Genomic DNA, 20,784 nt, shown 5'->3' with positions numbered 1-20,784 from the left:
GGGGAACGGTGAAGTGAATATCGAGGAACTGATCGGCAAGATGACTGTGGACGAGAAAATCAGTCTGCTCGCGGGAGCTTCGTTCTGGGGGACGCAGGCGGTCGAACGTCTGGGGATTCCGCCCATCGTGTTAACCGACGGACCGCACGGGGTCAGACTTTCCATGGGGACGGAGCCGGGGGAGGTGCTGTCGAAGACGAAGCCGGCCACGGCGTTCCCGGTCGAGGCGGCGATGGCGGCCACATGGAATACGGAGCTGATTCGGGAGCTGGGTACCGTGATCGCCGAGGAGTGTCAATACTATGATGTCGGCATCGTCCTCGGTCCCGGTCTGAACGGCAAACGTTCTCCGCTGGGCGGCCGAAACTTCGAATATTTCTCGGAGGATCCTTATTTAACGGGCAAAATGGGGGCCGCCTTTGTGAACGGAGTTCAATCGGGCGGTGTCGGGACATCCATCAAGCATTTTGTGGCCAACGAACAGGAAACGAACCGGATGGTGGTCAGCTCGGAAGTGGACGAGCGCGCATTAAGGGAGCTTTATATGCTGCCTTTCGAAATAGCTGTTCAGGAGGCTAAGCCGTGGACGGTCATGTGCTCTTACAATAAAGTGAACGGAACCCATATGGCGAACAACGACGCATACTTGAACGGCGTGCTGAAGCGGGAATGGGGCTTTGAAGGGCTGGTCATGTCCGACTGGGGTGCGGTCGTTGACAAGGTGGCGTCCGTTCAGTTCGGACTTGATCTGGAGATGCCGGGACCGGGCCGCCGCAATGAGGAAGTAATGGAGGCTTACCGCACCAGGCAGGTTACCGATGAGCAGCTCGATGACCACGTCCGCCGCATCTTGAAGGTCATCGATCGGGTGCTTGGGCATAAAAGGAAGGTTTCGTCAATCGACGCGGACCGTCATCACGAGGTTGCCCGGAAAGTGGCGGAAGAGGCGGTGGTGCTGCTCAAAAACGAGGGTGTCGTATTACCCCTGCCGAAACAGGCCAAAGTTGCGGTATTGGGCAAATTTGCGATCGCTCCCCGCATTCAGGGCGGGGGCAGCTCTCATATGAATCCTGCGCGGCTTGACATTCCTTTTGACGAAGTGGCCAAGTTCGCTTGTGCAGTTTACGGTGCCGGTTATGATACGGATGACGTTAACGAGGCGCTTTTGCGTGAGGCGTGCGAGCTGGCGGCAGGTCAAGATGCGGTAATCGTCTTTGCGGGAACGACGGAAGCGATCGAAAGCGAGGGCTACGACCGTGCCGATTTGAACATCCCGCACAGCCACGTGCGGCTGATTGAAGCCGTGTCCGAGGTCAATCCGAACGTGATTGTCGTATTACACAGCGGCTCCGCCACGAATATCGGCGCTTTCGAATCAAACGCGAAGGCTGTTATCCAGGCATGGCTTCCGGGACAAGCGGGAGGATCGGCCATTGCAAACATACTGTTCGGCGAGGTAAACCCATCGGGGAAGCTTTCGGAGACATTCCCGTTGGCGCTGGAGCATAACCCGTCGTATCTTTCGTTCCCGGGCAATGTCCGTGAGGTAAAATATACGGAGAGCATCTTTGTCGGGTACCGTTATTACGATGCGAAGAAGCTGGATGTGCGGTACCCGTTCGGCTTCGGGCTTTCTTATACCGAGTTCGAGTATTCGAACCTGCGTTTGTCGTGCGGCAGCTTAACAAACGGCGACATACTGACGGTGAGCGTGGATATAAAGAACGTCGGCAGCCGCGCTGGAAAAGAAGTTGTACAGGTTTACGTGCGCGACGTAAAATGCACCGTGCCGAAGGCGGATAAGGAGCTGAAGGGATTTGTGAAAATCGAGCTGGCGCCAGGCGAAACCGGGACCGTGCATTTGGAACTGAACGATCGCGCGTTCTCCCATTACGTGGAACATCTGGGCAAATTCGCTGTCGAATCCGGCGAGTTCGAAATCCTTGTCGGAGCTTCTTCCCGCGATATCCGCCTCGCCGGTATCGTGGAATTCACCTCCGCCGTGGACGTGCGAGAGCCGCTGACACTGCTGCATTCGCTTCAGGCGTGGCTGAAGGACGATCGTTACGCCGATAAGGTTCGGCACGTTATGGATCAGATGAAGCTGAATGCGGATAATCCGATGTATCCGATTTTGCTGGGCATGCCGATCCGCACCATTCTGAGCTTTCTTCCGGCATTCGGCTATCCGCAGGAGACGATCGATCGAATCTACGAAACGTTCGGGGGAGAGTACGATAGGTAGTAGAGCAAACGGGCGAATATCATTAATGACATAAAATATTAACTCAATTAAATGAATGGACATTGTTAAATGTAACCATCAAATTTTAGTGGTTACATTTTTTGTTTTTCAGGAAGATGCTAGACAATGTTTCGTCAAGAACCGTAGTGAAGCGCGTCAGCCATAGTTTGGCATAAGCAAAACCATGGCTCACACACGCACGTTCCGAGGCACGAATGGACTCTTTGCGCCTGTCACCGAGTCATAAAGGAACTACAGTGCGCTATCATGGACATTTCAACTGAATCGCCAAGAATAAAGGAACTCAGATGCGTTATTTACAGTTTTTCCAGCCCTTCAGCGATTTTCCGTATATTTAACGCACCTCAGTTCCTCTATTTTTCAGATGTGCTTATTTTCCCGAGAATAGCGAATGTGAGTTCCTCTATATTTGTGAACAGTTTCCGGTTAGTTCGGTTTGTTTGATGATCGAGTGCATTAAGGGCTTTGCTCTGCAAAGCCGGTTTCGGAAGCCTGTAGTCCCCCTTTAGGGGGATTTAGGGGGCGTTGTTAACAAAAAATTAACAAACACCAAATATATCGAAAACATTCCTAATCTACGATAAACGAGGCAAATGATTACATAGTAGAGGAATGATTCCATGTTGAAGCGAAAATGGAAGAAGATGATTTCCCTTCTCGTCATTGCGGAAATGATGGGCGGAGCGCTCATCGCCGGTATGCCGCATATGGCGGAAGCCTCAACGGCGGGGAGTACGTCTGACGCGACAGTTGTATCCAGCACTTATAAGCAGGATACTATCAGTATCGCGAAGATCGCTTCCTATTCCGTAGGACAAACAAACAAAGACGGCGGTGTCGCGGAAATCGTCAAGTACAACAAGGATAACGCCAAGTTTTACCTGGTCAACGGCTCCACAACTCCCGCGACACTGGATATCGTGCCGCTCGGAGCCACCCGCGGCTCTTTGACCAAGGAAAAGTCGCTCAATGTATCTACACTTGTTGAAACGAACGGATTTATGTACGGGGATTTGACCAGCGTAGACATTAATACGTCATCCAAGCGGGTAGCCGTTGCGGTTCAAGAAAAAGATGCGGCAAAGAACGGCAAAATCCTTGTGCTCGATTATGAAGGCAATCTGCTCAATTCATACGAGGCTGGAGTTCAGCCGGATATGGTCAAGTTTACTTCAGACGGCCGTTACATACTGTCCGCCGACGAGGGCGAGCCGCGGGTTGCAGGAGTAGACCCTGAAGGCAGCGTGACGATTGTCGATACATCAAACGGTTCGGTAACCCATGTGAAATTCGACAACCCGGCTGTCATTGACAATTCCGTCCATATCCGCGGAGCGTCCGACGGGACGGGTCAAGTGACCGGAAGCGGGACGAAAGCGGACGCGGTTAAAGACCTGGAGCCGGAATATATCGCGTTGTCCGGCGACGAATCGATCGCTTATGTCAGCTTGCAGGAAAATAACGCGATCGCGGCCATAGACATTGCCTCAAAGTCCGTCATTTCCGTCAAAGGGCTTGGTTATAAGGATTTTAGCAAGGCCGGAAATTCACTCGATTTGGTGAATGACAGCCAGATCAAGCTGGAAAATGTCCCGTTCTACGGGATGTATATGCCGGACGGCATTGCTGCATACACTTCTCAGGGCACTACGTATCTGTTCTCCGCTAACGAAGGCGACGAGACGGATTGGAGCGGAAGGAAAAATGGCTCGTCCATCAAAAACATCAAAGGAAGTCTCAACCCGACATCGGAAGCGGCCAAATTCCTGAGCGGTACAACCGCATACGACAAAGTTACCGTGGCCGGGGATATGGGGACCGACAATGTGTACTTGTATGGCGGCAGATCCTTTTCTGTTTGGAACGCAGCTACAATGGAGCAAATCTATGACAGCGGAAACGATTTCGAGACGATAACCGGCGAGCGGCTGCCTGCCAATTTCAACGCAAGCAACGACACAACGGGGATGGACAAGCGCAGTCCCAAAAAAGGGCCGGAACCGGAATACGTCACGATCGGCAGGATCGGAAGCAAAACTTATGCGTTTGTCGGATTGGAGCGAATCGGCGGGGTAATGACCTATGATGTAACCGATCCCGCACATCCTGTATTCGCGAACTATATCAATACGCGCGACTTCGAGCCGGTTGATAACCTGAATACGGATACCGGGCCGGAAGGTCTGGAATTTATCCCTGCATCGGAAAGCCCGACCGGAGCTCCGCTGCTGCTGGTGGCGAACGAAGTCGGCGGAACGGTTGCGGTGCTGCAAATTAATGCAGTAACAGTGAGCGGCCCATCCACCATGACCGTCGGGGAAACCTCAGTTGCAGAAGCAACCTATGGCGCGACGAAGCTGACGGCAGGTTCGGGCGTCGTCTTTGCGAGCAGCAATGCGGCGGTTGCCGAAATCGGCGGCACGAGCGGTCAAATCACCGCAAAGAGCGCAGGACAAACGGTTATCAGCGCAACCTACGGTACGCAAAGCGATAAGTATACGTTGACTGTCCAAACTCCGTCATCCGGAAACATCAAAGTTCAATTGCTCGCCATGAACGATCTGCATGGCAATATCGACAGCAAGTTCAACGAGAAAGACTCTGGCATTAACGAAGACCTGGACGGTGACGCCAAGAAGGACAAAGATCTGGGCGGCATGCAGTACATGGCGACTTACATTCATGCGAAAAAAGCCGAGAATCCGAATACACTCGTTCTTCACTCAGGCGACATGATCGGGGCAAGCCCGCCTTTATCCGCGCTGTTCCACGACGAGCCGACGATTGAAGTGCTTAATGAAATCGGCTTCGATGTCGGCGCGGTCGGCAACCACGAGTTCGACGAAGGAACGGCCGAACTAATCCGCATGATACAGGGCGGCGCACATCCTGACGGTACGGGCTCGCCGAATTACGCGGGCATGAAATATCCGATTCTCGGGGCAAACGTCAAGTTTAAAGCGGACCACCGTCATGCACTGCCTCCTTATGCGATAAAAGAAATCGGCGGTGTCAAAATCGGGTTTATCGGTGTCGTCACCGAAGAAACGCCGCATATCGTCATCCCGACAGGCATTCAGGATCTCGAATTTACCGATGCGGCCGAAGCGGTAAACGAAGCGGCCGCCGAACTGAAAGCCCAAGGAATCAAAACGATCGTCGTACTTGCGCATATGAGCGCGGACCAAGGAACGAACGGCGCGTTCACCGGTGAAGCAGTTGACCTGGCCAATAAAGTGGACGATGAGGTTGACGTCATTTTTGCGGCGCATAACCACAAACGGGTCAACACGACAATTGACGGCAAGCTGGTCGTAGCGGCGTGGGAATACAGCAAAGCGCTGATGGATGTCGATCTGGAGATCGACCGCACGACAGGCAATGTCGTATCGAAAAAAGGCGAGATCTTGTACAATTTCCGCACCGTGACACCGGACAGCGACGTACAGGCCATAATCGACGATTATAAAGCAAAAGCAGGTCCGAAGCTGAAAGCGGTCGTAGGCGAAAACGTCAATCCGATGGTGCAAAACTATCCGGGCAAAGGAACGGATACAAACGGCGACTTCCCGTTAGGTAACCTGATCGCCGACGCGATGAAGGCCGAGATGAACGCGGACTTCGCCATGATGAACGGCGGCGGAGTACGGGCTCCGCTCGATGCAGGTCCGATCACGTGGGAAGAGCTGTTCTCGATCCAACCGTTCGGCAACACGCTCATTAAGGTGGAAGTAACCGGAGCCGATCTGAAGGAAATCGTGGAAGCACAGCTTGGCACGAATCCGATATACGGACCGGATTCGCACGTCGGCGGATTCCGCTATACATGGGCACAAGTCGGCAAGACGCGTAAAGTGTTCGATTTGACGTTCCCGGACGGCAAGCCGATTCCGGCTGACGGGAAATACACGCTCGTCGTCAACAGCTTCATGTATACAAGTAACGACGCAAGATACATTAAGATGCATACGCTTGGTAAAAATTCGGTGCAAGGTCCGGAAGATTTACAGGCAACCGTAAACTTCGTGAAAAATTACCAAGGGCCGATCAATTATGTGTCGGAAGGCCGGATTCGCGAGATTGTTGCGCCGTCTTCGTTGAACAATGCGAACCTGAAGACTTTGCAGCTTAGCGGCACGCAGTTTGGTTTTGCAGCGGATAAGACGGAATATGCGCTCAGCGTCGGCAATGGCGTAAAAAGCGTAACCGTAACGGCAGAGGCGGATGCGTCCGCAGCTAAAGTTGAAATTAACGGAGAGGCGGTCCTCAGCAAGCAGATCGATCTATCCGAAGGGCTCAATACTGTCACGGTCAAAGTAACGGCGCAGGACGGCACGACCCAGAAGACATACAAGCTGCTGGTTACAAGAGCGGTTCTCCATACGGCAACCGGCGAGCCGATTCCATTGTCCACATCGCCGGTAAGCATTAACGTGCCTTCGGGGGTGAGCGCAAAGGTCAAAGCCGCTGCGGAGACAAACGGAGATACCAAGAAAGCCGTGCTGCCGCTCGTTGAAGTGACGGCATCGACTTCGCTTGGCAGCGTAAGCTTGAACATCCCCGACGGAGCAGTGATTTCCGCTCCTGCAAGCTGGGACGGAACGATCAAATTGCCCGAGATTCAACCGAATTACAGCGTTTCTGTCAGAAACGGAAAAGTCAATGCGGTAGTCGAAGTAGGTTCGCCCGACGTAACGCTGGTCTTCGATAAAGCGGTCAGATTGCTGATTCCGGGCCAAGCAGGCAAAAAAGCCGGATATGCGCGTGGCGGCGTGTTCACGCCGATCACAAGCACCGTTAGCGCGGATTCCCAGGAAGCGGCGGACCGCGAAATTGCAGCCGGCGGCGAAGCGAGAATTGACGTGGGCGGCGATTTGGTCATCTGGACGAAGCACTTTACTCAATTTGTCAGCTATGCCGAGGATAAAAAATCGAGCAGCAGCGGCAGCTCGTCCGGCGGCTCCGGCTCCGGAACGACTGTTACAGGCACCAGCGGCGCAACGGTGACGGAAAACGGTGTAAAAATTGTCATCCCTGCGGGCGCCTTCAGCACGGACGTCAAAGTGACGGTGGAAAAAGTCGCAAATGCCTCCGATCTTGTCAAGGACGCTTCCCTTAAGCTGGTCAGCGACGTGTTCGAGATCAAGAAGGACAAGGAAGGCGAATTCACGAAGCCGGTTACGATAACGATGCCGTTCGATAAGATGAAGGTTGACTTGACCAAATGGACGGTGTCCATCTACTGGCTGGACGAAACAGCGAAAAAATGGATCGAACTCGGCAATCCTGCGGTAGACGCCGACAATGCATCCGTATCCGGATCGGTCAGCCATTTCACGAAGTTTGCCGTCCTTGCCAAGGAAAAACAAGCTGAAGATACTGCGGACGGATCCGCACCTTCCGTCGAGCTTTCCGACATTAAAGGACACTGGGCGGAAACTAACATCCGCGAGCTCGTGAAGAACGGGGCGATCGACGGATATCCGAACGGTACGTTCGGTCCGGAGAAAAACATCACCCGCGCCGAATTTGCCGCAGTCATCGTCAAAGCGCTCAAGCTGCAGGAGAAGAGCGGAAAAGGTTTTGCCGATACGGCCGGTCATTGGGCGAAAAAGTCGATTGAAACCGCGGCGGCCTACGACATCATCACGGGATACAGCGATACCGCCTTCGGTCCCGACGACCTGATCACCCGCGAGCAAATGGCGGTGATGATTGCGCGTGCGGCCAAGCTCCCGGCTGCATCCGGCGGAAAAGCATTTGCGGATAACGCAGATATCGCGGGCTGGGCCAAAGATGCGGTAGCTTCCGCAGCAGCGAGCGGCTTGTTGAACGGTTACGAAAACGGAACGTTCAAGCCTAAAGCGAATGCAACCCGCGCCGAAGCGGCAACAGTCATTTTGAAAGCCATCAAAAAATAATAGGTTCGAACAAACACCCCCTGCAGATGTGCAGGGGGTGTTTGCTCAGATTGTTGACAAAGCCCCGGTTTTTCGGGGCTTTTGTAGGATCATTTTTTGAATTTAGCCCTAAAAATAGAAGATCGCCTCTTATCCGGCCCTTTTAGCCAGGATATTGGCGATCTTTTTAATGTTTTGACATAGTGCAGTCAGTAATGCTTGCTGCTGCACTTTGTTTCGGCCGCGGAACCGGCAGTAGCGAAGCCCATGGAGCTCTTTGGCATCCGCGAAGCTTCGCTCAATCGTCTGGTATCGTAAGCGGTAGAGATATTTGCCGGACTTGCTTCTACCGTTTTGTTTTACCCACTCTTTACTATCCTGCCATACATGCCTGGTGATGACTTTTTGGTGATTCCGGGACCGGGTACATTCTTTGAGCATGGGGCAGTTCGCACAATGATTCGGATCCGACTTATACTGTCTGTAGCCTTCGCGATCCGTTGTCGTATATTTCAATTCGTGTTTTTGTGGACATATATACACATTGTTCTCCGCATCATACTTAAATCGCCACTTAGCCATTAATCCTTTAACTGGGGTAAAGGCTCTACCTCCGATGACCGCGTATATTTTCTTGTCTTGAAGCTTTTTGCAAATGTGCGACGTGAAGTAACCTGCATCCAGTGCGACGGCTTCCAGTGTTTTTTCGAATTTAAACTTCTTGATGATATGTTCCAAACGCTCTATGTAAGGGACAGAATCGTGAACATTGCCGGCAGTGACGTGGACATCCATGATGATGTTGTATTTGTGGTCGACGGTCCGATGATCGAGATAGAAAAAGCCTTCCGGCTTACCGTCCCGCACCATATAACCGCTCTCCGGATCGGTTGTGCTTACCTTCGTTAGTTTGGTTTCTTCCACCTCCTCTCGTGGCTTTAAAGCTTTTTTCCATGAGCCTCGCGATCGGCACGAATTGCTTCGTCCAGTTCTTCCATGTAGGCCTTCGTACTCTTGGTTACTTCCTCTTGAACAAACTTTCGTTTATTCGCATTGGCCTTAAGATGAGTTGAGTCGGTGATAAGTACCCGACCGGCAACGAGACGATGTTGAATAGCAAGCAGAACGACCCGGTCGAAGATTTGTTGAAGTACATCGCCTTCTTGAAGACGTTCACGAAAGTAGCTAAGGGTGCTATGATCCGGCACGCGATCCTTGAGCCCAAGCCCCAGAAACCATCGATAAGCATTATTAGAGAAAACCTCTCTTTCCAACCGTCGTTCGGAGCGAATGCCGTCAAGATACCCGATCAATAGCATCTTGAAAAGCATGATGGGATCTGCCGAGGGACGTCCATTATCCTCGCAGTAATAAGGACGGACTAAGTCGAGAATAAAGGAAAAGTCGATATGCTTATGTACTTTACGAAGAGGATGATCTGGATGAACCAGTTCCTCGATACACACCAATTCATATTCATTTTGGACATTCGGATTAGAGCGAAGCATAGGATCCACCGCCTTAAGAGTATATTTACATTATAACATATTAACGCGGTAATTTGTTAAAGATATTGAACGAAAAAGTAGCCTGTTGGGTTTTTCAACAGGCTGAACAAACACCCCCTGCAGATGTGCAGGGGGTGTTTGCTTCTTTCCGGGGGTCACATATCGAAAAGGTTGAAAAAATTTCAAACTTACCGGCTCCTCAAGGGTAGGATACAATGTAAACGAAAACAGAAAGCGTTTGCAGATGCAATTGTTTGCTGACCAGGAGGGGTTATATGAGAATCATCTACATCGACATCGATTCGCTTCGTCCCGATCATATGGGCTGCTACGGCTATCATCGAAATACGACGCCGAATATCGATCAAATCGCTGCCGAAGGCGCCCGTTTTAACGACTGCTACTGCGCATCGTCTCCATGCGTACCTTCGAGGGCCAGCTTCATGTCAGGCCGCTTCGGCGTCAATCACGGCGCACTGACGCACTGGGGGCCCGGCTGCGAGTTCGAATATCCGGAGGGAGACGGACATAGCGAGACCGTTCCGTTTTTTACGAGATATTTGCGCAAAGCCGGATATAAAACGGTATCGTTCTCTTCGTTCGGAGACCGGCACCACGCCTGGTGGTATTTTGCCGGATGGAACGAGATGCATACGCATTCCTTGAAGGAAGGCAACGAGGATGCCAACGAAGTCAACGATGCGGTGATCCCGTGGCTGAAAGCCCATGGGAAAGAGGACAACTATTTTCTTCATATTCAGTATTGGGATCCGCATACGCTGTACACTTACCCCAAGGAATATGCGGATCAATGGATCGGCGAACCGGTGAAAGCGTTCCCGGACGAAGAGACGATCCAGGAGCACAGGAAGGCCAGCTTTCCGCGATCCGCCACATTCCTTCACTGGGCCGATCGCTTCCCCGAGACGATGCCGGAGCAGATCCGAAACCGGGACGATTTCGCTCATCTGATCAACGGATATGACGGCGGCATTTATTATATGGACAAACATATCGGACAGCTGCTGGAAACGCTCGAGGAGCTGGGCATCCGCGACGAAGTTTGCTTTATCATCAGCGCCGACCATGCGGAGTCGATGGGGGAACACGGCGTATATATGGAGCATGCCAACGCCTCCGAGTCCGTACACCATATTCCGCTGATCGTAAAAGTGCCGGGATTGACGCAGCCGGGGCAAGTCGTGGACGGGTTTATCTATAATGTCGATGTGATCGCATCGATCGTGGACATGGCCGGTTTGCCGATTCCTTCCGGCTGGGACGGACAATCCTTTGTTCCCGCCCTAAAAGGCGAACATTGGCAGGGCAGAGATTATCTCGTCATGGATCACGCCTTATACGTATGCCAGCGCGCCGTCCGCGACCGCAAATGGTCGTATATTCGGACGTACCACACCGGTTTGTTCGATTTTCCGGAAGTGTCCTTGTTCGATATGGAAAACGACCCGTACCAAACGAACAATGTGGCTTCCATGTACCCCGACGTGGTGAAGGAAATGGACCACCGCTTGATGGAATGGATGCAGGAGCACGTTTACCGGGCCGGCCGGAAAGTCGATCCGCTGCAAAAAGTGATCGAAACCGGACCGTGGAAATATATGACGGTAGACGATTGGGTGCGCCGTCTCCACCGTGACGGCTGGCATGAATCCGCGGAAATACTCGCCTTAAAGTACGGAAGCGAGTCCCTCAGATCCGCCTACGGGGCATGAACCGATTTTCGATAGATTTTGGATAGAGGAAGGAACATAACATGAACAACACGCAGAAAATATCCGCTCGAAACATAAACCGTGAGCCTGTTTGGAACCGTATCCCGCCGGGTGTCATGGTGGCGGTTTCGCTCGTGCTCGGCATCGCGGTATGGTCGCTTTTGTCGGTGATTCCGACCGTAGGGGCGATCATCTCGAATCCGCTGACGATTCTGAAAACTTTTTCAACGGAGTTAACCAGCGGCCGGCTTTGGAACAACATTTACGCCAGCCTGTTCCGGGTGATCGGCGGATTTTTGCTCGGCCTCATCGCGGCCATCCCGGTTGCGTTTCTTATGGGCTGGTACCGCACCTTGCGCGGGCTGATCGAACCGTGGATCCAGTTTTTCCGGACGATTCCGCCGATCGCTCTCATTCCGCTCGTCATCGTGGCCCAAGGGGTAGGGGAAGGGGCAAAAATTACCGTTATTTTTGTCGCGACTTTTTTGGTGATGGTCATCTCCATTTATCAAGGCGTCCGCAATGTGGACCCCACATTGATCAAGGCGGCCCGGGTACTGGGCGCGACCGATCGCGCGATATTTCTGGAAGTCGTCGTACCGGCTTCGTTTCCGTACATTCTGGTCGGAGTGCGGCTCGGCCTCGCGAGCGCCTGGACGACGCTTGTCGCAGCGGAGCTGACCGGCGCTTCGAAGGGCCTTGGCAACATGATTATGGAAGCCGGGTTGTATTTTCGCATGGATCTGATTATATTGGGGATTGTCGTCATCGGACTTATCGGATATGCGATGGATAAGGGCGTACTTTATTTGGAAAGGAAGCTGACAGGGTGGCAAGAACTGCGGAAGTCCTAGATTTGGCGGCAAACAGCCGGCCGAAAATCGAAATAGCCGGCTTATCGAAAATTTACCAGGGGCGGCAAGGGGACGTCGTAGCGCTGCAGCAGGTGAACCTGACGATACAGCCCAACGAGTTCATCTGCGTCGTGGGTCCCAGCGGCTGCGGCAAAACAACGCTGCTTAACATCATCGCCGGACTGGAGGAATCGAGCTCCGGCTCCGTGAAGGTGGACGGAGTGGAAGTGACCGGGCCGGGCAAGGAACGCGGTGTCGTATTCCAGCAATATGCGTTATTCCCCTGGAAGACGGTCCTCAAAAATGTGGAATTCGGCCTGAAGCTGAAAGGCATGAATCCGCGCGAACGGCGCGAAAAAGCGGAGAAGTACCTGGAGCTCGTCGGCCTGAAGGACTTCGTTAACGCCTATCCGAAGGAGTTGTCGGGGGGAATGAAGCAGCGGGTGGCGATCGCCAGAGCTTATGCGGCCGAGCCGGAAGTGCTGCTGATGGACGAACCGTTCGGAGCTCTCGATGCGCAGACGCGGGCGCAGCTGCAGGAAGAGCTGCTGCATACGTGGGAAAGCGAGAAAAAAACATGCTTTTTTATTACCCATGATGTGGAGGAAGCGGTTATTTTGGCGCAGAAGGTGATCATCATGAGCGCCCGCCCCGGTCGGATCAAAGAGATCGTGGACGTCGACATTCCTTATCCGCGCAATCAGGAGACGAAACTGCAGGAGCGTTTTTCGCAAATTAAAAACGACATTTGGGCGAAAGTATACAAAGAATATTTGGAAGTGAAAAAGTAAATTAAAAAGGGGATGGATGTCACATGTTTCATTTTGTCCGCAACACGAAAAAAGCTTTTGCTTCCGGAGCGCTGCTCCTTTCTACGCTTGTTTTGCTGAGCGCATGCGGCTCGGGTACCGCTCCCGGCGCGTCCGGCCAAGGCGCGCCGACAGCCGCACCGACGCAAACTCAAGCGCCTAAAGAGGCGCCGACCATCAACGTGGCGTACATGCCCGACATGCACGGAGCCACTCCGATCGTGATCGGAGAGGAAAAAGGCTTTTTCAAGGAAGCCGGCATAAAAGTGAATGCGGTTAAATTTTTGAGCGGGCCGCCCGAATTTCAGGCGATGGCTTCCGGCGACATCGATATCGCCTATATCGGGCCGGGTGCGGCGTTTTTGGCGGCACAGGGCAAGGGCAACATTATCGCGATCGACAGCTTGAATACCGGCGATATGGTATTTGCGACGAAAAAATCGAACATCAAAGATTGGAAAGATTTAAAAGGGAAAACCGTCGGCGTTCCGAAAGGCACTTCCGGCGAAATGATTCTCAACCTGGGCATCGAGAAGGGGGGCCTGAAACCGTCCAACGTCAATATCGTGAATATGGACGTCGCGGGTGCCGTCAGCGCATTTGTTTCGGGCAAAGTAGACGCCGTTGCGATCTGGTCCCCGTATACCGTGGAAATCGAGAAGCAGGTGGGTAAAGACAACATCGTGAAGCTGGGCGACAACAAGACGTTTTTCCCGGAGTACGTCTTCCCGCAAAGCTGGGTGGTGAATCCCAAGTTCTTGAAGGAAAAACCGGAGCTGGTCGAGAAATTTTTGGCGGCGTGGGCGAAAGCCAACGATTACCGGATTCAAAACATCGACGAAGCGGTCAAGATGACGGCGAAGTTTACGCAAGTGCCGGAGGATTCGCTTAAGGTGCAAGTCGATACAACCGAGTGGATCGATTCGAAGAAACAAATCGATTATTTCAAAGACGGAACGGTGGGCAAATGGTTCGAAAATCTGGAAAAACTGTTTGTACAAGGCGAGAAATTGACGGAGGTCGTACCCGCAGACAAATTCGTCAGCAAGGATCCGTATTTAAAAGTCGTTAAATAACGGCGGCGCTGCAAAAAGAGGGAACCGATCCAAGGATCAGTTCCCTCTTTTTACGTTATGGAACAAATGAGTGACGTTCAGTTCGCGAATCAGCCGGGTTACTTCCTTGGTTCGGCGTTTGCCGAATTTTCGCAAAATGCCGTTAATCTGCGTTTTCACCGTCGATATCTCCACATTTCGGGCTTGGGCGATTTCCGTTATTTTCCGATCCTCGAGAAGAAGATCGACGATTTCCATTTCCGTCGGCGTCAGCTGGGAGAGCAGCGTCATCGCCTCGAACATCTTCGCTTCGCTGCGTCGTATCCGGGTGAACTCGCTGCGGATTTTATAGGCGATTTCCGGACGGATCGGGGAGTTTCCCGCTTTGGCGGAATAAATGCTGTTGACGATTTCAGCGGGTTGCGCCGTTTTCAGCACATAATCGACCGCGCCGGCTTCAAATGCGCCGAATACGGTTTCGTCGTCCTCGTGAACGGTAAGAAAAACGATGCGCGTGCCGGGGAGTTCTTCCAGTATCGTTTTGGCCGCCATGATGCCGTCGTGTTTGACGTCCATCTCGATGTCCATCAAAATCACATCCGGCCGATAGGTCCGGGCCATCAGGCAGGCTTCCTTGCCGCTCGACGCCTGACCGACCAGGGTCAAACCGCTTTCGCCGCGCACCAATTGGGCAAAATGCTCCCTCAATACCTCCAAATCTTCTGCGATCAGCACCCGTATCGGTTCTGTCATGTCAAGTCCCCCTCCAGTTAGGATGAAACGTCTGTCCCCGGGCTGCGGTATTCGTGCAAATAGACCGGAAGCATAAACTGAAATACGCTGCCGACGCCGGGAGTGCTCTCCACATGAACATGTCCGTAATGGCCATGAACGATTTGCCGAACATAGGAGAGCCCGACGCCCCAGTTTTTGTTCGTATTTTTATTCGTATAAAACGGATCGAAAATCAGCTCCAGCTGCTCGGCATTCATCCCGATCCCGTCGTCTTCGATTTTCACGATGAACCAGTTGTTTTCCGTGTAAGCGTGGATTTTTACCGAGCCGCGCCGGTCTTTGCCGATTGCTTCAAAGGCATTGATCACGGCGTTGGACAGCGCTTCGACCATATGGCTTTCGTCGACCAGCACAAGCGGTTCCCCGGAAGCGTGCACCGTGAGAAGGTCGATGTTTGGCGGAACCTGCACCTTTTTGAGCAGCATATTCAGCAGGTCGCGGCTCGAAACCGGTTTCATTTGCAGGTAAGTCGTTTTGAACGAGTTATACAGCTGATCGAGCCGGTTCAGCGTTTCGCTGACGATGGCCGACATTTTGCCGATATGCTCGGGTACCTCGGAGGGCGCTGCGGACGCGGGCGCGGTTTCGAGCGAAGCTTGCGTCCGGTTCAGCAGAAGCTGCAGCATCAGCAGCTGGTTTTTGATCGCGTGCGTGAATACTTTGGTGCCCATATCGGCCGTTTTCAGCTTTCGCTCCAAATGAAGGTTCAGCTGGCCGAGTTTTTTGTCCACTTCGGTATACTTCCAGATGAAAATGATGCTCACCACGGAAAGAAGGCCGGTGATGCCGATGCTGATGTACCACTCGGCAATCGTCAGCGGCGGGTTAAAGTTGGAAAAATCCGAATAGAGCACGTAATACGTACGGATGTCGGTAACCTGCAGCGGTCCCATAAAGCCGAGATAAAAATAAAACAGGATCAGTGCAAAAACCCCGAGCATCACATATTTCACCTGATGTTTAAACCAGGGAATCGTAATCCGGCGGTATCTCCAAATCATCAGCGCGACGGCGACGAATGCGGATACGAGCAGCCACCCGCGGGTGATCCAACTGATCGGGTACGTCCATTCGCGGGCGATTACGCCGAGCGACCACCTGTAGACGATCGGATCATAGAAGATGATGTTCGCCAGCGGCAGCAGAGCGTTCAGGGCGTACACCTTCCAAAGCCGGCGGAACGGCCGATAGTAGAACAGCGTGACGGAAAGTCCGGTCAGGCTGAAAATGAACAACGAACGGCCAATCGTGATCATCCGGCTGATCGCGTCGATCGAAAGCGGGGCGTGCAGCAGCGCGTTGCGGATAAAGTCGTTAAAGAAAAGCACGATATTGACTTTGTAATAAAAACCTCCGTACTTCGCGATGAACAGCACAAGTCCGGACATGCTGAGAAACCAGCCGAGCAGCACGAGTCCCATCCAGTAGGCGGAAGGATGCCGCGCTTTCGTAATAAACAAAGTGATCGAAGCGGCCATCAAAATCAAAAGCAGTATCGTCATAGTTTCACCTTGGTGTGTGTGGATATATTCATCATAACATGCCGGGCGGATTCTTAGTAGACGGGTAAAGCGGTACGTCGTGTTTACGAACGCTCTTTCGGCACAGCTTGGTTTGCAAATCAGAGAATTGTGTAACGACTTGCGGCGGAAGGTTCTCTATGATGGAAATATACCAAATCAGACGTTTCTTGCAGGAGGGAACAGACTTGAGAAATGAGTCCACAGTCGAGATCCGCCGGCTCGGATCTCCGTTATTAAGAAAATCATCGTCATTAAAGGTATGGAAAAGAGGGTTACCGCTGTACCTGATGATATTGCCGGGGTTGTTGTTTTTCCTGATCTTCCGTTATTTGCCGATGGGAGGCATTGTCATCGCCTTTCAGGACTACAGCCCGTTCGCCGGATTTACGGGCAGCGAGTGGGTCGGCTTCGCCCACTTCGAGCGTTTGTTCGGGGAGGCCGATTTTTGGTCCTTGCTCAAAAACACTTTGATCCTGAGCGCGCTCAATTTGTTTTTGTTTTTTCCCGCTCCGATTGTCATTGCCGTTGTGCTGAACGAGGTCAGGGTGCAGTGGTTTAAAAAATTCGTGCAAACTGCGATCTATATGCCTCATTTTCTGTCGTGGGTCGTCGTTGTGGGGATTACGGTAATCCTGTTCGCTACACAGGAGGGTGCGATCAACAAGGCGCTGGCTGACGCCGGGTTTGCGCGGCTTGAGATCATGACCGACCCGAAATATTTCCGCATCGTCTATGTGCTGCAAAACGTGTGGAAGGAAGCCGGCTGGAACGCGATTATTTTTTTGGCGGCGCTCGCCTCCGTGGACCCGACGTTGTATGAAGCGGCGGTGGTGGACGGCGCGAACCGGTGGAAGCAGCTGTGGTATGTAACGCTGCCGGCGCTAAGGTCGACGATCGTCATCCTGTTCATTTTGCGATTGGGGCATGTCATGGACATCGGGTTCGAACATATTTATTTGCTGCAAAATTCTTTGAACCTGTCGGTTTCCGATGTTTTCGACACTTACGTGTACCGGACAGGCGTGCTGCAGGGGGAGTTCAGCTATACGACGGCCGTAGGTTTGTTTAAATCGTGCATCGGCCTGATCCTGATCGTGATAGCGAATAAAATGTCGAAAAAAGCCGGAGAAGAGGGGGTTTATTGAGATGAATACGTATGACGCGCGCGGAAAAGACCCGCTTTTTATCACGGTCATTTACGGACTTCTGATCGTGTCTCTGCTCTGCATTCTCGTTCCGTTCGTCTATGTGACCGCCAGCTCGTTTGCTACGGAACACGAGATTTTGTCTCGCGGGTTCTTCTTTTTCCCGAAGGAATGGACGGTTGAAGCCTACGGATACCTGCTGACCAACCAAAATTTTACCCAGTCGTTCAAAAATGCGGTCGTGATCACATTCTTCGGAACGCTGATCAATATTACGCTGACGAGTCTAATGGCTTACGGATTGTCCAAAAGCTGGCTGAAAGGCCGGCGAGTGCTCAACTTTATGGTGCTGTTTACAATGATTTTTGCCGGGGGCATGATTCCCACTTATCTGGTCATTAAAGAGCTGGGCCTGATCAACAGCTACTGGGCGTTGTATTTGAATACGGCGATCGCCCCGTTTAACCTGATCGTGATGAGAAGTTTTTTTCAAAACATTCCTTCCGAGCTGGAGGAAGCCGCGCGCATCGACGGATGCTCCGAGCTGAGGTTGTTTTGGCGCATCGTGCTTCCGCTATCGATGCCGGCCATCGTGACGTTTACGCTGTTTTATGCGGTGTTCAACTGGAATACGTACTTTTTTGCGATTTTGTTTTTGAACGATTCTGCGGATTGGCCGCTTCAGGTGTACTTGCGGCAGATGCTGATCGAAACGGCTTCGAGCATGGAGGCGGATTCCGGAGGATTTCATTATACGCCGGCGGTCAAGATGGCTGCCGTCATCATCACCGCTCTGCCGCTGCTTGTCGTGTATCCGTTTTTGCAGAAGTATTTTAACAAAGGGATGCTGTTAGGTTCTGTTAAAGGTTAGTCGAACGATAAACGAATAGGGGAAGAAGGGGAAAGAAATTGACGGCAAATGAAGGACTCGAACGAATTCGTTACGTGCAAAACGACGGAGGCCCGACGCTCGGGATTTCCGAATCGTCGGGAGTAAGCATTATTTATCGGGACGGTCTCGCCTTTAAGGATTTGAACAAGGACGGCGTGCTGGATAAATACGAGGATTGGCGGCTGTCGCCGGAAGAGCGGGCGAAAGATTTGGCTGCGAAAATGTCGATCGAGCAAATCGCCGGATTGATGCTGTACAGCAAACATCAGGCCATCCCCGGCAAACTGGGCTGGTATCCGGCCACATACGGCGGCAAGCCGTTCGACGAAAGCGGCGCCGCCTCCGACGAGCTGACGGATCAGCAGCGCCGTTTTTTGGCCGACGACCATATCCGGCACATTTTGGTGACCCGGGTGGAGAGCCCGGAGACCGCGGCGAGGTGGAACAACCGGCTGCAGGCGTTCGCGGAAAGTTTGCCTCTCGGCATACCGGCGAACAACAGCTCGGACCCGCGCCACGGTCTCGACGCCTCCGCGGAATTCAAAGTCGGCGGCGGCAGCAAAATCTCGATCTGGCCGGAATCGATGGGCCTCGCAGCGACGTTCGACCCGGAGGTCGCGCGGAAGTTCGGCGAAGTCGCCTCCAAGGAATACCGTGCGCTTGGCCTCACGACAGCATTGTCGCCGCAGGTGGATATCGCGACCGATCCGCGCTGGTTCCGCTTCGGCATGACGTTCGGCGAAGACCCGCAGCTTTCCGCGGATATGGCCCGCGCGTATATCGACGGCTTCCAGACGTCGGAGGGAGACGCGGAAACCACCGGAGGCTGGGGCGCCGACAGCGTCAACGCGATGGTCAAACATTGGCCGGGCGGCGGCTCCGGGGAAGCCGGACGAGATGCGCATTTCGGCTACGGCAAATACGCCGTCTACCCGGGCGGCAACTTCGAGCAGCATATGGTGCCTTTTACCGAAGGCGCGTTCAAGCTGGCCGGCCCTACGGGCAAGGCCTCGGCGGTGATGCCGTATTATACGGTTTCGTACGGCCAGGACAAGAAAAACGGCGAAAACGTCGGCAACTCCTACAGCTCCTACATCATAAACGACCTGCTGAGAGAGAAGGCCGGCTACGACGGCGTCGTCTGCACCGACTGGGCGATTACCGACGACGAGCCTGAGGAGATTTCCAGGCTGATTCCCGGAGGGCGCTGCTGGGGTGTGGAGGATGGCTATACGGTCGCCGAGCGCCACTACAAGCTTCTCATGGCAGGCATCGACCAGTTCGGCGGCAACGATCAAGCCGGACCGATCGTCGAAGCGTACCGCATCGGGGTCAGGGAACACGGCGAAGCGTATATGCGCAGGCGGTTCGAGCAATCGGCCGTACGGCTTTTGATCAACATATTCCGAGTAGGCTTGTTTGAGAATCCGTATTTGCAGGAGGAAGAAACGGCCTCCGTCGTCGGATGCGACGAATTCGTCAAAGCCGGCTTCGAGGCGCAGCTAAAATCGGTAGTGCTGCTGAAAAACGCAGGTCGCGTGCTTCCCCTTGAGAAGTGGAAAAAGGTGTACATTCCGAAGCGCAGCCTTCCGGAGAGCACGGGCTGGATGGGCGGGACGGTGCCGGCGGTGAACGGCTATCCGGTAAATCTCGACGCAGTCCGGAAATATTTCGAGGTAACCGATCAACCGGACGAGGCGGATTATGCGCTCGTGTTTATCGAGAGCCCCCGCTCGACGATGGGATACAGCAAGACGGACCGGGAAGCCGGAGGAACGGGATACGTTCCGATCAGTCTGCAATACGGGCCTTACACGGCCGAGCATGCGAGGGAAACGAGCATTGCCGGCGACCCTCGACCGAAGGACGTGCTGAACCGCACGTACAAGGGCAAAACCGTCACGGTGCTGAACCAGGGCGATCTCGAAACGATACTTCACATAAAGAGACTGATGAAAGGCAGGCCGGTCATCGTCTCTTTGCAGCAGTCCAATCCGACCGTAGTGGGCGAATTCGAGCCGGCGGCAGATGCTCTGCTTGCTCACTTCGGCGTGCAGGATGAGGCGCTGATGGAGATTCTTACGGGCGGGGCCGAACCGAGCGCGCTGCTGCCGTTCCAGATGCCCGCCGATATGAAAACGGTCGAGCTGCAGTGCGAAGACGTTCCGCACGACATGGAGGTTTTCGTGGATGCTGACGGAAACGCTTATGATTTTGCGTTCGGTCTTAATTGGAGCGGGGTTATCCGCGATGCTCGCACCGGGAAATATGCGGCGGCAAAATAAACTTGTAAGCCAGTGGAAT

The 20,784-nt window shown here is 53.1% G+C and carries 12 protein-coding genes; 9 read left to right on the top strand and 3 right to left on the bottom strand.

Annotated features, from left to right (window positions below; genetic code table 11):
* Window positions 1-13 precede the first annotated feature (13 nt).
* The gene (locus tag MYS68_RS11965; protein WP_248926056.1) at window positions 14-2,245 is read left to right on the top strand and encodes a glycoside hydrolase family 3 C-terminal domain-containing protein; all 2,232 of its coding nucleotides are present in this window, start codon (window positions 14-16) and stop codon (window positions 2,243-2,245) included.
* 641 nt (window positions 2,246-2,886) lie between these two features.
* Window positions 2,887-8,187, top strand: coding sequence for a choice-of-anchor I family protein (locus tag MYS68_RS11960; RefSeq protein ID WP_248926055.1), 5,301 nt, complete (start codon window positions 2,887-2,889; stop codon window positions 8,185-8,187).
* Between the two features lie 129 nt (window positions 8,188-8,316).
* Here MYS68_RS11960 and MYS68_RS11955 read toward each other — a convergent pair.
* A protein-coding gene (locus MYS68_RS11955) for an IS1182 family transposase (protein WP_248924449.1) occupies window positions 8,317-9,674 on the bottom strand; the annotation gives its coding sequence in 2 pieces (ribosomal slippage) (window positions 8,317-9,110 and window positions 9,110-9,674; 1,359 coding nt in all).
* 275 nt (window positions 9,675-9,949) lie between these two features.
* Between MYS68_RS11955 and MYS68_RS11950 the strand changes: the two genes are divergently transcribed.
* The 4 genes from MYS68_RS11950 to MYS68_RS11935 are packed head-to-tail and all read left to right on the top strand — an operon-like array spanning window position 9,950 to window position 14,146.
* Window positions 9,950-11,407 carry a sulfatase family protein gene (locus MYS68_RS11950; RefSeq protein ID WP_248926054.1) on the top strand — a complete coding sequence of 486 codons (1,458 nt, stop codon included), beginning with the start codon at window positions 9,950-9,952 and terminating at the stop codon, window positions 11,405-11,407.
* A gap of 41 nt (window positions 11,408-11,448) precedes the next feature.
* Window positions 11,449-12,261, top strand: coding sequence for an ABC transporter permease (locus tag MYS68_RS11945; RefSeq protein WP_248926053.1), 813 nt, complete (start codon window positions 11,449-11,451; stop codon window positions 12,259-12,261).
* The gene (locus MYS68_RS11940; protein ID WP_248926052.1) at window positions 12,237-13,052 is read left to right on the top strand and encodes an ABC transporter ATP-binding protein; all 816 of its coding nucleotides are present in this window, start codon (window positions 12,237-12,239) and stop codon (window positions 13,050-13,052) included. Before MYS68_RS11945 ends, MYS68_RS11940 begins: the two co-directional genes overlap by 25 nt.
* A gap of 23 nt (window positions 13,053-13,075) precedes the next feature.
* On the top strand, window positions 13,076-14,146 hold the full coding sequence (locus tag MYS68_RS11935; RefSeq protein ID WP_248926051.1) for an ABC transporter substrate-binding protein: 1,071 nt from the start codon (window positions 13,076-13,078) through the stop codon (window positions 14,144-14,146).
* A gap of 36 nt (window positions 14,147-14,182) precedes the next feature.
* Here the strand turns inward: MYS68_RS11935 and MYS68_RS11930 are convergent, their stop codons facing one another.
* Both MYS68_RS11930 and MYS68_RS11925 read right to left on the bottom strand, forming a co-directional pair.
* Window positions 14,183-14,878, bottom strand: coding sequence for a response regulator transcription factor (locus MYS68_RS11930; RefSeq protein WP_248926050.1), 696 nt, complete (start codon window positions 14,876-14,878; stop codon window positions 14,183-14,185).
* A 17-nt stretch (window positions 14,879-14,895) separates the two neighbouring features.
* On the bottom strand, window positions 14,896-16,422 hold the full coding sequence (locus MYS68_RS11925; protein ID WP_248926049.1) for a sensor histidine kinase: 1,527 nt from the start codon (window positions 16,420-16,422) through the stop codon (window positions 14,896-14,898).
* A 206-nt stretch (window positions 16,423-16,628) separates the two neighbouring features.
* Here MYS68_RS11925 and MYS68_RS11920 point away from each other — a divergent pair, with 206 nt between their 5' ends.
* The 3 genes from MYS68_RS11920 to MYS68_RS11910 are packed head-to-tail and all read left to right on the top strand — an operon-like array spanning window position 16,629 to window position 20,765.
* Window positions 16,629-17,588: an ABC transporter permease gene (locus MYS68_RS11920; RefSeq protein WP_248926048.1), complete on the top strand. Its 960-nt coding sequence runs from the start codon at window positions 16,629-16,631 to the stop codon at window positions 17,586-17,588.
* A 1-nt stretch (window position 17,589) separates the two neighbouring features.
* The gene (locus MYS68_RS11915; protein ID WP_248926047.1) at window positions 17,590-18,459 is read left to right on the top strand and encodes a carbohydrate ABC transporter permease; all 870 of its coding nucleotides are present in this window, start codon (window positions 17,590-17,592) and stop codon (window positions 18,457-18,459) included.
* Between the two features lie 38 nt (window positions 18,460-18,497).
* The gene (locus tag MYS68_RS11910) at window positions 18,498-20,765 is read left to right on the top strand and encodes a glycoside hydrolase family 3 protein (RefSeq protein ID WP_248926046.1); all 2,268 of its coding nucleotides are present in this window, start codon (window positions 18,498-18,500) and stop codon (window positions 20,763-20,765) included.
* The last annotated feature ends 19 nt before the right edge of the window (window positions 20,766-20,784 follow it).

The sequence above is a fragment of the Paenibacillus hamazuiensis genome (genome assembly GCF_023276405.1).
Lineage (GTDB): Bacteria > Bacillota > Bacilli > Paenibacillales > NBRC-103111 > Paenibacillus_AF > Paenibacillus_AF hamazuiensis.
Note: the sequence above shows the minus strand (reverse complement) of the source record. Positions and strands in the feature narration are given on the sequence as shown.

Bases quoted from the DNA above. Each gene is read 5' to 3' on its own strand.
- MYS68_RS11960 (WP_248926055.1), top strand. From the start codon at position 2,887: ATGTTGAAGCGAAAATGGAAGAAGATGATTTCCCTTCTCGTCATTGCG.
- MYS68_RS11950 (WP_248926054.1), top strand. From the start codon at position 9,950: ATGAGAATCATCTACATCGACATCGATTCGCTTCGTCCCGATCATATG.
- MYS68_RS11945 (WP_248926053.1), top strand. From the start codon at position 11,449: ATGAACAACACGCAGAAAATATCCGCTCGAAACATAAACCGTGAGCCT.
- MYS68_RS11935 (WP_248926051.1), top strand. From the start codon at position 13,076: ATGTTTCATTTTGTCCGCAACACGAAAAAAGCTTTTGCTTCCGGAGCG.
- MYS68_RS11930 (WP_248926050.1), bottom strand. From the start codon at position 14,878: ATGACAGAACCGATACGGGTGCTGATCGCAGAAGATTTGGAGGTATTG.
- MYS68_RS11925 (WP_248926049.1), bottom strand. From the start codon at position 16,422: ATGACGATACTGCTTTTGATTTTGATGGCCGCTTCGATCACTTTGTTT.
- MYS68_RS11915 (WP_248926047.1), top strand. From the start codon at position 17,590: ATGAATACGTATGACGCGCGCGGAAAAGACCCGCTTTTTATCACGGTC.